At 40.4% G+C, this 15713-nt stretch carries 12 protein-coding genes and 1 pseudogene; 7 read left to right on the top strand and 6 right to left on the bottom strand.

The features are described 5' to 3' along the window. The first annotated feature begins 397 nt into the window (after positions 1-397). The gene (locus CAP51_RS12135; RefSeq protein ID WP_140404439.1) at positions 398-1153 is read left to right on the top strand and encodes a PA3715 family protein; all 756 of its coding nucleotides are present in this window, start codon (positions 398-400) and stop codon (positions 1151-1153) included. Between the two features lie 44 nt (positions 1154-1197). Here CAP51_RS12135 and CAP51_RS12130 read toward each other — a convergent pair whose 3' ends face one another. After that, positions 1198-2019 (bottom strand): exodeoxyribonuclease III, encoded by an 822-nt coding sequence (locus CAP51_RS12130; protein ID WP_087621026.1) that lies wholly within the window; start codon positions 2017-2019, stop codon positions 1198-1200. Positions 2020-2066: 47 nt separating this feature from the next. Here CAP51_RS12130 and pyrE point away from each other — a divergent pair, with 47 nt between their 5' ends. The 4 genes from pyrE to CAP51_RS12110 all read left to right on the top strand — a co-directional run bounded on the left by pyrE (position 2067) and on the right by CAP51_RS12110 (position 7771). Then, on the top strand, positions 2067-2717 hold the full coding sequence (gene pyrE / locus CAP51_RS12125; RefSeq protein ID WP_087621025.1) for an orotate phosphoribosyltransferase: 651 nt from the start codon (positions 2067-2069) through the stop codon (positions 2715-2717). A gap of 754 nt (positions 2718-3471) precedes the next feature. Then, complete coding sequence (rpsO, locus tag CAP51_RS12120; RefSeq protein WP_087621024.1) at positions 3472-3741, top strand: 30S ribosomal protein S15; 270 nt, start codon at positions 3472-3474, stop codon at positions 3739-3741. A 267-nt stretch (positions 3742-4008) separates the two neighbouring features. Next, complete coding sequence (pnp, locus tag CAP51_RS12115) at positions 4009-6111, top strand: polyribonucleotide nucleotidyltransferase (protein ID WP_171294789.1); 2103 nt, start codon at positions 4009-4011, stop codon at positions 6109-6111. A 349-nt stretch (positions 6112-6460) separates the two neighbouring features. Beyond that, complete coding sequence (locus CAP51_RS12110; RefSeq protein WP_087621022.1) at positions 6461-7771, top strand: dicarboxylate/amino acid:cation symporter; 1311 nt, start codon at positions 6461-6463, stop codon at positions 7769-7771. A gap of 29 nt (positions 7772-7800) precedes the next feature. Here the strand turns inward: CAP51_RS12110 and CAP51_RS12105 are convergent, their stop codons facing one another. Continuing rightward, the gene (locus CAP51_RS12105; RefSeq protein ID WP_087621021.1) at positions 7801-8019 is read right to left on the bottom strand and encodes an HP1242/YdcH family protein; all 219 of its coding nucleotides are present in this window, start codon (positions 8017-8019) and stop codon (positions 7801-7803) included. A gap of 253 nt (positions 8020-8272) precedes the next feature. Here CAP51_RS12105 and CAP51_RS12100 point away from each other — a divergent pair, with 253 nt between their 5' ends. Beyond that, the gene (locus tag CAP51_RS12100) at positions 8273-9358 is read left to right on the top strand and encodes a magnesium transporter CorA family protein (RefSeq protein ID WP_087621020.1); all 1086 of its coding nucleotides are present in this window, start codon (positions 8273-8275) and stop codon (positions 9356-9358) included. A 275-nt stretch (positions 9359-9633) separates the two neighbouring features. Here the strand turns inward: CAP51_RS12100 and CAP51_RS12095 are convergent, their stop codons facing one another. The 4 genes from CAP51_RS12095 to CAP51_RS12080 form a co-directional block, all read right to left on the bottom strand. Further along, on the bottom strand, positions 9634-9954 hold the full coding sequence (locus CAP51_RS12095; RefSeq protein WP_087621019.1) for a chaperone modulator CbpM: 321 nt from the start codon (positions 9952-9954) through the stop codon (positions 9634-9636). Between the two features lie 11 nt (positions 9955-9965). Then, the gene (locus tag CAP51_RS12090) at positions 9966-10916 is read right to left on the bottom strand and encodes a DnaJ C-terminal domain-containing protein (RefSeq protein WP_087621018.1); all 951 of its coding nucleotides are present in this window, start codon (positions 10914-10916) and stop codon (positions 9966-9968) included. A gap of 210 nt (positions 10917-11126) precedes the next feature. After that, positions 11127-11999: an Hsp33 family molecular chaperone HslO gene (gene hslO / locus CAP51_RS12085; protein ID WP_087621017.1), complete on the bottom strand. Its 873-nt coding sequence runs from the start codon at positions 11997-11999 to the stop codon at positions 11127-11129. 55 nt (positions 12000-12054) lie between these two features. Continuing rightward, positions 12055-13893 (bottom strand): monovalent cation:proton antiporter-2 (CPA2) family protein, encoded by a 1839-nt coding sequence (locus CAP51_RS12080; protein ID WP_087621152.1) that lies wholly within the window; start codon positions 13891-13893, stop codon positions 12055-12057. Between the two features lie 456 nt (positions 13894-14349). Between CAP51_RS12080 and CAP51_RS12075 the strand changes: the two are divergent. Beyond that, a pseudogene (locus CAP51_RS12075) lies at positions 14350-15579 on the top strand (acyl-CoA dehydrogenase family protein); the annotation flags it as partial. Positions 15580-15713: the final 134 nt, after the last annotated feature.

Genomic DNA, 15713 nt, shown 5'->3' with positions numbered 1-15713 from the left:
CCTTACAGGACGATCAAATGATTTAAGCAATCGGGTCTAGGCTTAAATACGTCTTACATCGGATAAAATGCAAGCGCAGTAAGTTTACGCTATTTTTATCAAAAATCCAGTCTTTCAGGGAGAAGGATGTCTTTTCTGGCAAATAAAGTAGGTGTGTAAGTTCATAAAGAAGATGATTAAACATACAGTAAGAAGATGATTAAATATACAGTATTTTTTAGATGCGAACAGATTGGATTGTTTTTATTAGATCAATATTGCTGTAATTTTATCGAGTGAATTGTGTCGAAAATAAAGCATATTAAATTTTGGCAATATCGTATTTTTGATGCAAATAAAAAGATGCATGGAAAGAATTGGCATGCTAGATTGATACAAAAAATAGACGAGTATAACAATGAACGTCATACGTTTTATTCTATTGGCATGCGGTGTAATATTCTCGAATACAAGTATGGCAAATCTGTGCCAGTTGCCTGTGGATATCCAGTATATTTTAACACAGCAGCAGATTCAGCAAGAGGATCAGGGAAATCTGGTGGCATGTGATACGATGCCTGAGCAAAAAGGGGTGACATTGCTGGCAGCAGTGCAGCCACTGACCTTTGATAGCGAATTGGAATATGATTTTCAAATCATATTTCTGGCAATTAATGATCAAACCCGCAAAGTCCTTTGGCGCTATCAGGATCCGACAATTTATATCTCTGATGCAGTGGGTTTATATCAGATTCGTCTAGATACAGCCCCTTATCGATTAAATGCCAAACTTCGTGCTGTCGGCTTACGAATCAGTTATCAAAATGCTTCGCGTGTTAGTCCTTACTATCAAACGACTTTGAATCTTTATGATTTTGGTCAAAAACGAAAACAACTCGATCAATTGGTGGTGATGAAAGACAGTGGAGAGTGGGACATGAATTGTTATGGTGAATGGTATAAGCAAACATCCAGTATTCAGGTGCTAAAAAAACAGCATAATGGTTTTGCCGATTTACAAGTTAAAACCAATATGAAACATCAAAGCAGTCAGGAAACTTTTGATCATTGTACAACACAGAATGGAAAACAGTGGCAGGAAAGTTTTGTATTAAAATTTGATGGCAAGCAGTATCAAATACCGGAAAAATATCGGCAGGATTATCAATATTAACATTCAGGTTATGCAAAGGCATAACCTGAAAAACGTGCGTTTGATTAGGCAATTTTATAATCAATGATCACTGGTGCATGGTCACTAAACCATTGTTCCTTATAGACCCATGCATTGACTGTACGGTCTTTCCAATCCGGTGAGCAAGCCTGATAATCAATCCGCCAACCAACATTCTTGGCACGGGCCTGTCCGCGATTTGACCACCATGAATATAATTCTGCTTCCTGACGTACCACACGAAAGGTATCGACATAGCCTAATTCATCATAAATATGATCTAACCAGGCACGCTCATGCGGTAAACAGCCAGAAGATTTCTGATTGCCAGACCAGTTTTTAATATCAATCCGTTTATGCACAATATTGTAATCGCCACAGACAATGATAGAACGATTTTGATCCCGCCATTGTTTTAATAACTGTTGATATTGTTCTAAAAAATGATCCTTACGGGTTTGTGCTTCTTCACCTGATGAGCCGGAGGGCAAATATAATGAAGCAATTTCCACCGGTTTTTCTAGACCAATCTCAAAGGTGGCGACGGTAAAGCGACCTTGCGTATCGGCCAGATCAAAACCTAATCCATCTTGAATATGTAAAAACGGTAATCTGCTATAAATTGCTGTACCGGCATAACCAGCACGTTCGGCGGGAAATAGGTGAGCATACCAGCCTTCGGGCTTAAAGGCATCAGTCCATTGATGATCGCTGATGCGGGTTTCTTGCATACAAATAACATCAGCTTCGGATTGTTCAATCCATTCAAACAGACCTTTTTTATGAGAAGAACGTAGTCCATTGACGTTAATTGAAACCACACGAAGAATTTTTACATCACGCGGATAGTGATCCTTTGGTATCATGCGCAGGTTAAACCTCATTTTGTTATTTCAAAGATACGGAGCATAGCATGACCACGACAACTACATTTAATCCACAGGCATTTATCGATTTGGCATTGTCACGTGGTGTGCTTAAGTTTGGAGAGTTTACTTTAAAATCGGGCCGTGTGAGTCCTTATTTTTTTAATGCAGGGCTATTAAATGATGGCGAGGCCTTGTCATTACTGGCGCAAGGCTATGCCGATCAATTAATCAATTGTGAACATGTTGATGTAATTTTTGGTCCAGCCTATAAAGGTATTCCATTTGTTGCAGCGACCGCAGTTGCGTTGATGCAGCATCATCAAAAAAGTGTGCCGTGGGGTTTTAATCGTAAAGAAGCCAAAGATCATGGTGAGGGCGGCGTATTGGTTGGTGCTGCGGTTGCAGGTAAAAAAGTCTGGATTATTGATGACGTGATTACTGCGGGTACGGCCATTCGTGAAGTGGTGAATATTCTTAAAAATGCCGGTGCAGAAATTGCCGGTGTACTGGTGGCACTGGATCGTCAGGAACGTGGACAGGGTGAATTATCTGCGATTCAGGAAGTTCAAAAAGAACTGGATATTCCTGTGCATGCTTTGATTAGTATGAAAGATTTAATGGATTATCTTGATGCAAAAGGCGAAACACAGGCACTCGCAGCAATGCAGGCTTATCGTGCGCAATACGGTATTTAATAGATTGTTTATCGTTAAAATGATGGAATCTTGCCTATTTGTAAGTGATAACTTACACATGAATAGGCTTTTTGCTCTATGCAGGATTTCGATCAAAAGATAGGATATATTAAACGCCAAATCTAAATAGATATTTTAGTAGATCTAAAGAGTTGTGTGATTCTAAAAATAAATAACAATAAACAGCGCAGCTCGAACCTAAATATGCAAATATTTAGGTTCTATTTTTTACCTATATTTTAGCGTGAATCCGGGATAAGGTGAGTAGAAGAAATTGGTTTCGTAGCAGCGTCCGCTGCTTGTTCGAGGTCAGCAAATTATTTGCAAGACAATGTTTTTCAATTAACTTGTTCTTTAGCGGTATTTGACCGAGTTCGCAGCGGACAAATGGTTTTGCCTACTTTTCCCGAAAGAAAAGTAGGTCGAACCGAAGGTTAATCCTAACATATTCCTAATCTTGTAAGACTCCGTCGTGATTCTTTCATTGAAATTAATTTTATTTATACAAACAAATACTTTTATTCAGAGGTGGTGTTATTTTAACCAAAATGTCATTGCGCTATGCCATGATCCTGTCCAAATGAGCAGACCATATCTTCTATCTCAAGCCAGTTGAATTTTAGTTTTTGCATTCATGGTTAAATTCATTTAAAATAGTGCGCTTGCTGTAGTGATGCACGGCAAAAGTTTTTCCAGAACAGGAAAACTTAATCTTATCGCTTCTATTGAATTTTTAAGCATCTCGGAGAAAACGATGGCTTTAACTAACGAACAACGTGCTGAAATTATTGCAAAATTTGCACGTGCTGAAAACGACACTGGTTCACCAGAAGTACAAGTTGCATTATTGAGTGCACAAATCAACGATTTACAAGGTCATTTCAAAACCCACAAACACGACCATCATAGTCGTCGTGGTTTGATCCGTATGGTAAACCAACGTCGTAAATTGCTTGATTACTTAAATGGTAAAGATCACGCACGTTATACAGCGTTGATCGGTGCATTAGGTTTACGTCGTTAATACCTAAAAGTAATACATTGATGCTAGGTGTTTTACCAAATTCATTATATTGTATTACTGCTGTGCTTAAGTTAGCTATGGTGATATGAGAAGGGGCGATTACGCCTCTTCTTTTTGTGTTAAAACTTGTGAAAGACTGGTAAGAAGCGGCTTCTAAGCTTTGTCATCACATCCCATCATTTGCTTAAAAAATGATGTTGTGGATGGAATGCCAAACCTTAGGGGCCTTCAGCCAGCATAAAATTTAGGAAACAATAATACATGTCAATGTTTAATATCATTCGTAAAGAATTCCAATATGGTCAACATACCGTCGTACTTGAAACAGGTCGTGTGGCGCGTCAGGCAAAATCTGTTGTCATCACTATGGGCGGTGTCACTGTGCTGGTTGCTGTGGTTGCCCAACCGACTGCAAAAGCAGGTCAGGACTTCTTTCCACTTACAGTAAATTATCAAGAAAAACAATACGCTGCTGGGCGTATTCCGGGTGGTTATGGCAAACGCGAAGGTCGTGCCTCAGAGGCCGAAACACTGATTTCCCGTTTGATTGACCGTCCAATTCGTCCATTGTTCCCGGAAGGTTATTACAACGAAATTCAGGTGACTGCAACTGTTGTATCTTCTGATAAAACCATGGATGCAGATATTGCTGCGATGCTGGGTACTTCGGCTGCATTAGCGATTGCTGGTACACCGTTCCGTGGTCCGATTGCTGCGGCGCGTGTTGGTGTGATCAATGGTGAATATGTTTTAAACCCAAACTATGAACAACTTAAAGAGTCTGACCTTGACCTCGTGGTCGCTGGTACAGATACTGCGGTGTTAATGGTTGAGTCTGAAGCAAAAGAATTGTCTGAAGATCAAATGCTGGGTGCGGTATTGTTTGGTCATGATGAAATGCAAATTGCAATTCAGGCAATCAAAGAATTTGCTGCTGCCGCAGGTGCGGTGGAATCTGACTGGGTTGCACCAGCGCATAACGAAGAATTACGTGAGAAGTTAAAACAAGCATTTGAAGCCAAAATTTCTGATGCTTATACCATTGCAGAAAAACAGGATCGTTATGCAGCACTAGATGCATTACATGCCGAAGCAGTTGCACAGTTCGTTCCAGAAGAAGATGTGGACGGCATTGCAGACGAAGTCGATTTCCTGTTTGAAGATTTAAAATATCGCACCGTGCGTGACAATATCCTGTCTGGTAAACCACGTATTGATGGTCGTGATACCAAAACTGTACGTCAATTGGATGTACAAGTGGGTGTCTTGCCACGTACCCATGGTTCTGCATTGTTTACCCGTGGTGAAACACAGGCATTGGTGACTGCAACATTGGGTAATACCCGTGATGCCTTGATGGTAGATACATTATCAGGTACAAAAACTGATAATTTCATGTTGCACTATAATTTCCCTGCATATTCTGTCGGTGAAACAGGCCGTGAATCTGGACCAAAACGTCGTGAAATTGGTCATGGTCGTTTGGCTCGTCGTGGTGTACAAGCAGTATTGCCACCAGTTGATCGTTTCCCTTATGTGTTACGTGTGGTATCTGATATTACAGAATCGAATGGTTCATCTTCCATGGCATCTGTCTGTGGCGCATCTCTGGCATTGATGGATGCTGGCGTACCGTTGAAAGCACCTGTTGCAGGTATTGCTATGGGTCTGGTCAAAGAAGGTGATCGTTTTGCTGTATTGTCGGATATTCTAGGTGATGAAGATCATCTGGGAGACATGGACTTTAAAGTTGCTGGTTCTGCCAATGGTATTACTGCACTGCAAATGGACATCAAGATTGAAGGGATTACCGAAGAAATTATGGAAGTGGCACTGAATCAGGCATTTGCAGGTCGTATGCATATCCTGAATGAAATGAATAAAGTCATTTCCCGTGCACGTCCAGAAATCAACATGTTCGCGCCAACCTTCCAAGTGATTAATATCAATCCAGACAAGATTCGTGACGTAATTGGTAAAGGCGGTGCAACTATCCGTTCAATCACAGAAGAAACTGGTGCAGCGATTGATATCGAAGACAATGGTACAGTTCGTGTCTTTGGTGAGTCTAAAGCTTCTGCAAGTGCTGCGGTTGCCAAGATTCAGGCACTGACCGCAGAGATCGAACCAGGTAAAATCTACACAGGTAAAGTGATTCGTATTGTTGAATTTGGTGCGTTTGTGAACATCATGCCGGGTACGGATGGTCTGTTACATATTTCGCAAATTTCAAATGAGCGTATTGCCAATGTGACAGATGTCTTGACTGAAGGTCAGGAATTGCAGGTTCAGGTGCAGGATGTAGACAACCGTGGTCGTATTAAATTGACCATGAAAGACATTCCACAGCAGGGTCAAGTACAAGCCTAAGTAAGAGTTCGCATCAAATGTAAATTTACATTGTAGTATTTTGATGCAATCTTTTTATTAAGTGCCGATTTATTGTTTAAATGAATCGGCGCTTTTTTTTGCCATAATTTTGCCATATTTTTTATTTAAAATATTGTTTTATATGTTTTATTTATATTAAAAATAATGAAAATATATTGATGTAGACTTAAGTGTGAGCTATTAGACATTAGTCTAGCTTTGTTTTATTCAGGTAAAAATAACGTAAAATTCAGCAAATTTTTTTAACACTTCTACTCTCTCCCCTTATCGCAATAAACTGCACGACTTTTGTATGCAAGGGAAAGAGTTTTTGAAAAAGGTGCATAAGATGCATATAGATGTTTCTTCTACGGGGGATCAGACCCCGAAAAAGCCACAGAAATTTTATCAAATTCTTTATGTGCAGGTTGTTTTTGCGATTGTAGCGGGGATCCTGTTAGGGCATTTTTATCCAGAGACTGGGGAAAGTTTAAAGCCACTGGGTGATGCTTTCATTAAACTGGTGAAAATGATTATTGCACCGGTAATCTTCCTCACGGTGGTAACAGGTATTGCCGGGATGAAAAATATCGGCAGTGTTGGTCGTGTAACTGGTAAGGCAATGATCTACTTTATTACCTTCTCAACGCTGGCACTGGTGATTGGTTTAGTGGTTGCCAATGTTGTTGAGCCAGGTAGTGGCTTGAATATTGATCCAAGTACATTGCATAGTGACAAAGTGGATGAATACGCTGCCAAGGCGCATGAATCTACAGTGACTGGCTTTTTGATGAATATCATTCCGGATACTTTGGTTAGCCCATTTGTCTCTGGTCAGATTCTGCAAGTACTTTTTGTTGCGGTACTATTTGGTTTGGCATTGTCCAAAACCGGTGATCTAGGTCGTCCAATTGTAGAATTCCTACAACAGCTGACTTCGCCTGTATTTACTCTGGTTGGTATGCTGATGAAGTTTGCACCAATCGGGGCATTTGGTGCAATGGCATTTACCATTGGTAAATATGGTATTGGTTCAATCGGTAACTTGATGTTATTGATCGTGACCTTCTATGTGACTTCATTACTGTTTATCTTTATCGTGCTGGGTGCTGTTGCGCGCTATAACGGATTCTCTATTCTCAATTTGATTCGTTATATCAAAGAAGAATTATGGCTGGTATTGGGGACGAGTTCTTCAGAAGCCGCTTTACCTTCATTGATGGCGAAAATGGAAAAAGCCGGTTGTGAAAAATCTGTGGTGGGTCTGGTGATCCCGACAGGTTACTCATTTAACCTGGACGGTACCAATATTTATATGACGCTGGCAGCATTATTTATTGCTCAGGCCTGTAATATTGAGCTGACCTTGATGCAGGAAATTACCATCTTGCTGGTTGCAATGTTAAGTTCAAAAGGTGCGGCAGGGATTACTGGTGCTGGCTTTATTACCCTTGCGGCTACTTTATCCGTAGTTCCGGATATCCCGGTTGCAGGTATGGCATTGATTCTAGGGATTGACCGTTTTATGTCTGAATGTCGTGCATTGACCAATCTGGTCGGAAATGCCTGTGCAACGATTGTTGTTGCACGATGGGATAAGGCACTGGACAAGGAACAGCTTGATCGTACCCTGAAACAGCATAACGTCACAAATGACTAAATAAAAAAGCTGCCAGATGGCAGCTTTTTTTACGCTTGATCTGCTCGCTTTAGCATGACATACAGTTCATCTTTTAATTTCAGTTTTTGTCTTTTGAGTGTTTCGATTTCCTCCAGCCCACTGGTCACAGGACTTTGTTCTAGGCGAATGATTTCATGATCAATCGCATTGTGTTCATCAAATACTTTGGAAAAATGGGCATCTTCCTGTTTTAATTTGCTAATCAAAGTACGGTATTCCGGAAACATATTTTCACCTGCTTGTTGTTAAAACCATTCTTTTCAATTTTATTATCAGCTTATTTGGCAGGATTACGAGTTGATTGTGTAAACAGATCGTTCAATTTTATTCCTTAAATTTTTTATGGTTTTATGCTATAATATGACAGCAAAATTAAACATGACTAAAACTAAAAATCAGTTATAGTGATTTTAGGCGATCACTTAAATAACAATCGGATGCGTATTTTCTTATCCTTCATTATGAGCCTTTGATGCAGACATGAAACAATATTATTTTTATATTCATTCAGAATCGCAGGTGATTTTCCTGAGTTCTAAACCTTTGGAAAATAAACAACTGGTCTTTGTCTGGCTGGAGTGTACGCTGGATGATCTGGAACATCCCGAACAATGGCAGCAACAGGTCTATGCACAGACCCATTTGATGATGAATGAATACCATATTGAAGATATTTGTAATATTGATCATCCTTCCAATTATGATACGACTGAAGATTATGATTTATTAATCTTTCGCAAACTGGTCACGCCTGAAGATGGTTTTAAGCAAGTGCCACAACCCGATCATGATGACAAAATAAAAATGTTAAATCCGGCGGAATTACTAACCACACCGATGAGTTTTTGTATTTCTCCCTACTATTTGATTAGTGTCAGAGATTCCCGTAATTTGGCGACCAAACAATATGTAGATCGTTTAAACAGTATGTTGGATAAGGATATTAGCCAACTCGGAAAGAATATACGTTTACCCAGTTCACCATTGGATCTGACATTACGATTGTTAAATGTGGTGATTGATCGTTATCTGGATATTCGTTTACCTTTAACCCAGCGGGTAACATTCTGGCAAAACCAGCTATTGCAAAGTTCAGCACGATTTACCCAGTGGCAGGATCTGTTTCAGGAAAATATGGCCTTGCAGCAAATTGAATATTTGTGTGAAGAACAGATCGATGTCTTGCAGGAATTACGGGATGATATTATGGAAAACCAAAGCCAGTTAACAGGTGAGTTTTCTCTAGAAAGTCAGGATATTACCTTGGTTCGTGTGCATGATCTATTAAGTCATGTGGAACGGGTACAAAAACATGTTACTCGTCTGGAAGCGATGATTAAAACGGCGATAGATTTACATTTTTCTGCAATTGCCAATCAGACCAATGAAAACATGCGGATTTTAGCCATTATTACCGCAATTTTCTCGCCGCTTACTTTGCTAACGGGGATTTATGGGATGAATTTTGAAGTTATTCCCGGTTTAAAAAATCCATATGGTTTCTGGTTTCTGGTTTATGGTGATGACCATGATTCTGACCACATTGATCCTGATGTATATTTTTAGACGGAAACGGCTGATGGGCACAAGCCAGCGTAGTATTCCCGAGTTGTTATCTCAAAATCAAAAAATTGATTTAAATAAAATTCATTAAATGAGGCGATATCTACAAAGAGTTTAATGACTGCTATGAACCTCAATCCATAGGTCACTTTTAAAGTCGTTTATCTTAAAAATAAAAAAGATGATTTTGAAGTTATTATTAGACTCTATGGTTTGACTTAAATCGAGAACAGACCCAATCTCAAAGTGAAGGATTGGGTCTGGATAAAATCAAAGGACTAGCGTAATTGTTTGCGCAAATGCTGAACTTCATCAATCAGATCCAGCATCACTGCAACTGCGCGGAAGCTGGCATCAAAATCACGTTGCAGGCGGTAGACTTTGCGTGCCCGAGCCAGATCCTCACCTAAAAATTGATAGTGTTTTGGATCATTATTGGGGCTTGATAAAATATCGTATTCAAATAGTTGAAAGACCCAGGATTCATCTTGTCCGCAAGCCTGAACAAATTGGATGAAATTCAGGCTACTGTGTTGGTCCACAATTTCACTGTCACAAACATGTGGAATCTGGATCTCACGAATGGTGATTTTACTCATGGGAAACTCCTTTATGCTCGTGGGTTATAGGCGTTAAACGCTTGGGCTAATTGTTGATAGGCTTGTTTTTGTTGGTCATTTTGTGCAGTAGGCAACACAATATTAATGATCAGGTATAAGTTACCGGCTTCTTTGCTATTGGGAATACCTTTGCCTTTTAAGCGTAATTGTTGCCCATTTTTGGCATTGGCCGGTAAGTTGATTTGTAAACGACCTGCCGGTGTATTCACTTCAACTTGTCCGCCAAGTGCTGCTTCCCAAGGACTGACATCGATAGTGGTATATACATCTGCCCCTTCGACATAAAGACGTTTATCTTCTTTGTATTGAATTTCAATATAAAGATCACCAGCTTTACCGCCATTGATCCCAGCTTGACCTTGTCCAGACAAACGAATTTGCTGGCCTTCTTTCATACCTTTTGGAATTTTAACCTGTAAGGTTTTACGCTGAATTTCAGGTTCGCCGTGGGCATTATAGGTTGGAATTTGCAAAGTGATTTGTTGGGTGGTGCCAGTATAGGCAACGTCTAAATCCACTTCGATTTTTGCATGTTGATCTTCACCCTGAAAACTCTGTTGCTGGCGACGGCTGCCACTGCCACCAAAACCTGCGCCAAAGCGACCAAATAGATCTTCAAAACCACTGAAATCAGCATGTTCACCGCCACCTGTACTTTGACGATAAAAATGTGCACCATCAAAGCCGCCTTGTCCCTGTGCACCTTGTCCAAAGCCAGCAAAACCTTGTGGATTATCCAGCATCTGGTCATATTCGGCTTTTTTTTCAGGATTATTCAAGGTGTCGTAAGCCACATTGATGGCTTGCATTTTTTCCTCGGCATCGGCTTCTTTGCTGACATCGGGGTGATATTTTCGGGCAAGTTTACGATAACTTTTTTTGATTTCCTCGGCACTGGCATGACGGTCAACACCGAGGGTTTGATAATAATTTTCTGCCATAATTTATATTCACTATTTAATGTTCGTTTGAAGTTAAATATGGGGGTGCATCTGCTATTTTAAAGCAGGAATATTTTAATAAAGCAATATTTTAAAGGAGGAAGTTTTGGTGAGGTTATGAAAAATGTAAAAAATAACCCTGAATCTGGAAGGTGATTCAGGGCAGGGGATAATTCAAGACTTAACCATCATGTGATCAACAAATCACAATTAACTGACATGTCGTCCAAATAATCCCAAGGCTTCTTCTGCGCTAAAGGTATATCTGCTATTACAGAACTGACAGTGCATTTCTATCGGGTTTTGCTCAAGCAGGGTTTCCTTAACTGCTTCTTCACCAATTTGAATTAAGGCATTGGCACAACGTTGTTTGGAACAGGTACAGCCAAAGCTCAGGACTTCACTGTCTGGTAAACGGACATCTTCTTCATTATATAAACGATAAAGAATTTCCTGAGCAGGCAGGGAAATCAACTCTTCTGCTTTTAGGGTTTCAGTCAACATGGTTAAGCGTGGCCATAAGTCGCTATCAACGCTTTCTTGTTCTTCCTCGGTACGCGGTAAAAGCTGAATAAGCAAACCACCTGCCGATTCTTCAGAACTTGCCAATACAATTCGTGTTGGGATTTGTGCAGACAAATCATAGTATTGCACCAGACATTGCGCCAATGTGGCATGTTCAAGCGGAACAATGCCCTGATAGCGTTCGCCTACATCGGGCTCAATATTGATAAATAATACGCCGCCTACCAGACTAGATAAGGCCACACTGCTATCGACTGCTTCTACAAAGCGTGGATCTTGTTCAAATTCTGCCAACGCCCGTACTTCACCGAGATGATTACACTCGGCCATGGCCCATTTCAATGTACCAGTACTCTGGATTTGTATGCTTAAACGTCCCTTAATTTTTAACGTACTCGCCAGTAAGCTGCTGGCAACCAACATTTCTCCCAACAGCACTTTAATGGCTTGCGGGTAATCACGTTGTGCCAAAATTGTTTTTAGCGCTTGTTTTAAATGCACAACTTCACCACGAACAGGACAATCATAGATATAAAAGCGTTGGCGGATATCAGACATAAATTTCTCCATTTAGGCTTTATATAGTGGCAAATCAGAAAATCTCAAGTCTTTATTATGCTGATGGATCAGAGGTTTTGGGTTGATCTGGATTGCCAGAGAATGTTTCTTCAGCCAGATTCTTTTCTTGTACAAATTCATCATTTTCAAACAGGTTTTCAAGTTCATGCAGCATATCCCGATTGGATTCAAGCAATTTTTGCGGATCGGCATAGATGCCTTGCTGGCGTTGTAATAGCTGTTCATCATATTCAAAAAATTGTTGAATATGTTTTTTGGCAAGTTGTGGATCTGTGCCGAGTGAGAGCAGCATTTGTTCACCCATGGCAAGTGCCGACAGATAAGTTTCCCGCCAGATATGGGTGATGCCGAGTTCACGTAATAAATACACATGATGACGATCCCGTGCCCGTGCCAGAATAGGCAGTTCTGGATGATAAAGGCGAATATGACGTGCGATATTCATGGAATCCTCTACATCATCAATGGCAAGGACCAGTAAACGTGCCGAAGATAATCCGGCGGAATGTAAAATTTCTGGAACAGTTGCATCGCCATAATAGACTTTGCCACCATATTTGCGGACAAAGTCAATATTGTCGATATTATTATCAATGGCAGTAAAGCGAACATGATGTAAATGGGCAATACGGGAAACAATTTGTCCGAAGCGGCCAAAACCGGCAACCACGATATGATTTTCATGTTGCGGTATTTCATCATATTGTTTGCTGTGTTCATGTTTGGCAAATACAGGTTCGATCCAGCGATCCAGAATGGCAAATAGTGCTGGGGTTAGCATCATGGAAAAAGTCACAATGAGCGTGAGCGGTGCCAGCATGGCAGCACTGATCATTTTCTCTGATGCGGCGACACTAAATACTACAAAGGCAAATTCACCGCCTTGCGCCAATGCAACACCAAGACGAAAACTATTGGCTAGGCGATGCTGTCGCAAATAGGCAATTAAAGTGACGCACACTAGCTTGATCAGGATCAGGGCAAACGTCCCGGCAATAATTAACAAGGGCTGTTCGATAATAATATTCAGACTAATGCCCATGCCGACGGTCATAAAGAATAGACCGAGTAATAAGCCTTTAAAGGGTTGAATACTGCCTTCAAGTTCATGACGAAATTCGGAATCTGCCAGTAAGACACCCGTTAAAAATGCGCCTAAAGTTGTACTGATGCCAATCGCATCCATGAGCACCACCACTGCCAGTACGATAAATAAACCGACCGCAGTGAGTAATTCGGTTGCCCCACTTTTTGCCACAAAGCGAAACAGGGGACGTAAAATATAACGGCTAAATAAAAACAAACCTGAAAATGTTGCGATGACTGCGGCAAAATAGGCAATGCCATGATGTGCACCTTGATGACCGGCGAGCAATGGAATCAATGCCAATAACACCATTGCTGCGATATCCTGAAACAGTAAAATAGCAAATGATTGTTGCCCGTAAAAGCTTTTTAATTGTTGTCGGTCCCGCAGTAATTGCAAGACAAAAGCCGTAGAAGATAAGGCCAGTGCAAAGCCAACCACAAAACTGGTAGAAAAAGAAAAGGGCAGAAATAACCATAACAGTAGCATCAGCACACCACCGGTTACGGCCATTTGCAAGCCACCCAGTACAAAGATAGATTGACGCATTTGCCAGAGCCGTTGCGGACGCAGTTCCAGACCAATCAGGAACATCAGCATGATGACCCCATATTCAGCCAGTTTCATTATCTCGTCAGGATCATTGGCGATATTGAATACACTGGGGCCAAGCAAAATACCAGTAAACAAATATCCCAAAACGGTTGGGATACCAATACGTTTACCGAATGGCACCAGAATCAGCGCCGCAGCAATAAAAATAGTGATTTGTACGAGCATTGGCATAAGCATATACGAGAAAAATTACATCACTTTTAGTTTACTACGGTTTGCAAGGCTAAAATTCATAAAATCTTTTTAATTAGTCGCTTCATATTGATCGGCAGTAAAAATAATATCCAAACTATCTTCAATCCAGAGAATTAGCATACCGAATGTTGCTGACAAAACATGAGTTCAACAAACAAATGGCATTTAGATGCAAATTATGATGTGTGAAATTTTTAATATATTGAAAATTATATAAATTTTAGTTGGCACATAAATTGACAATATTAGTTGACAGTTTATTTCGGCTTTTTCCATGATTTACCGACATTGATGATCGAAAATTATCAGAATTGATCATATCTGGATTTAAATCATGGCAATTATCATAAAGAGGAATTTATTATTATGACACAGTCAGGTCATACCACTACGCTTGCGCCAAACCTGAATTTAGATCCCAATACAAGCGGTTGGGGGGAAGCACCCACTTCTCGTTATGAAGCACTTGCACAACATTTTCGTCCGGTATTTGCTCGTATTCAGCAACAGGCTTTACAACGGGAAGTTGAGCATATTTTACCTTTTGAACAGATTCAATGGCTGAAAGAGAGTGGATTTACTCGTTTACGTTTGTCAAAACATCATGGTGGCTTTGATGCAACCATTCCTGAACTATTTAAACTCATTAGTGAACTGGCAGAAGCCGACTCGAATTTACCGCAAATATTACGGGTACATTTTGGTTTTACCGAAGATATTCTAGTTTCAAAAGATGAGGAGTTTAGACAACGTTGGCTAAACAGATTGGCAAAAGGAGAAATTATTGGGAGTGCTTGGTCTGAGGGGGGCAAGGAAGATCAAAACCAATTTCAGACCCATGTATATAAAGATGAAATAGGTGCAATCCGACTTAGCGGGCAAAAATTTTATACTACGGGGAGTCTATTTGCGGATTGGATTGAAGTCGGGATCAGTGATTTGCAAGGTGAATCTGCTTCGGTCTTGGTCAGCAGATATGCCGCAGGTGTATCTGTTGTTGATGACTGGAATGGTTTTGGACAGCAGTTAACTGCGAGTGGCACGGCTTTTTTTAATGATGTATTGGTAGATGCCCGTGAAATTCTACCAAATGATGTGCGGTTTAAATATTCAGCAGCATTTTATCAATTGGTGCAATTGGCCATCATAACGGGTGTAGGGCATGCGGCAACACGTCATGTTTCCCAAACGGTGAATAACAGAACACGAAATTATAGCCATGCCAATTCACAATTTATTAAAAATGATCCGCAAATTTTACAAATCATTGGACAAATTCGCAGTGCTGCTTATACCGCAGGTGTGCTGGTAGAGAAAGTTGCGCAAAGTTTGCAACGTACTTATCTTGCCGCGCTTAGGGATGATTTATATCACGAACAACAACAAAATGTTTTGGCAGAGCTAGAAAGTGCACAGGCGCAATCTGTCATTACCTCTTTATTGTTAAATGCTTCCACCATTTTATTCGATGCACTGGGCGCATCAGCAACGGATAAACGCTTAGGTTTTGATCGGTATTGGCGCAATATTAGAACCTTATCATCCCATAATCCTCGCGTGTTCAAAGAACGGATTATCGGTGACTTTAGTGTGAATGGGACATTGCCACCGTATCAATGGCGGATTGGTGATGTTTCTAAGCTAGAGCGTGCTACGGCGTGATCATCTTCATCGCATATTAAAAATAAAGCTGGCCTATGGTGATTGGTATTCAACTGTAATGATCCATGCCTCGCTTATCTATTTCTCCCACGAGAAAAGTAATCCATTAAAAAACTTAATATTTTTCTCGGTTT

It is taken from the genome of Acinetobacter populi, from assembly GCF_002174125.1.
In the GTDB taxonomy this organism is placed as follows: Bacteria; Pseudomonadota; Gammaproteobacteria; order Pseudomonadales; family Moraxellaceae; genus Acinetobacter; species Acinetobacter populi.
This window is presented reverse-complemented; position numbering and strand designations above follow the sequence as displayed.

Bases quoted from the DNA above. Each gene is read 5' to 3' on its own strand.
- pyrE (WP_087621025.1), top strand. From the start codon at position 2,067: ATGACCACGACAACTACATTTAATCCACAGGCATTTATCGATTTGGCA.
- CAP51_RS12130 (WP_087621026.1), bottom strand. From the start codon at position 2,019: ATGATACCAAAGGATCACTATCCGCGTGATGTAAAAATTCTTCGTGTG.
- rpsO (WP_087621024.1), top strand. From the start codon at position 3,472: ATGGCTTTAACTAACGAACAACGTGCTGAAATTATTGCAAAATTTGCA.
- CAP51_RS12095 (WP_087621019.1), bottom strand. From the start codon at position 9,954: ATGAGTAAAATCACCATTCGTGAGATCCAGATTCCACATGTTTGTGAC.
- CAP51_RS12100 (WP_087621020.1), top strand. From the start codon at position 8,273: ATGAAACAATATTATTTTTATATTCATTCAGAATCGCAGGTGATTTTC.
- hslO (WP_087621017.1), bottom strand. From the start codon at position 11,999: ATGTCTGATATCCGCCAACGCTTTTATATCTATGATTGTCCTGTTCGT.
- CAP51_RS12080 (WP_087621152.1), bottom strand. From the start codon at position 13,893: ATGCCAATGCTCGTACAAATCACTATTTTTATTGCTGCGGCGCTGATT.
- CAP51_RS12110 (WP_087621022.1), top strand. From the start codon at position 6,461: ATGCATATAGATGTTTCTTCTACGGGGGATCAGACCCCGAAAAAGCCA.
- pnp (WP_171294789.1), top strand. From the start codon at position 4,009: ATGTTTAATATCATTCGTAAAGAATTCCAATATGGTCAACATACCGTC.
- CAP51_RS12105 (WP_087621021.1), bottom strand. From the start codon at position 8,019: ATGTTTCCGGAATACCGTACTTTGATTAGCAAATTAAAACAGGAAGAT.
- CAP51_RS12090 (WP_087621018.1), bottom strand. From the start codon at position 10,916: ATGGCAGAAAATTATTATCAAACCCTCGGTGTTGACCGTCATGCCAGT.
- CAP51_RS12135 (WP_140404439.1), top strand. From the start codon at position 398: ATGAACGTCATACGTTTTATTCTATTGGCATGCGGTGTAATATTCTCG.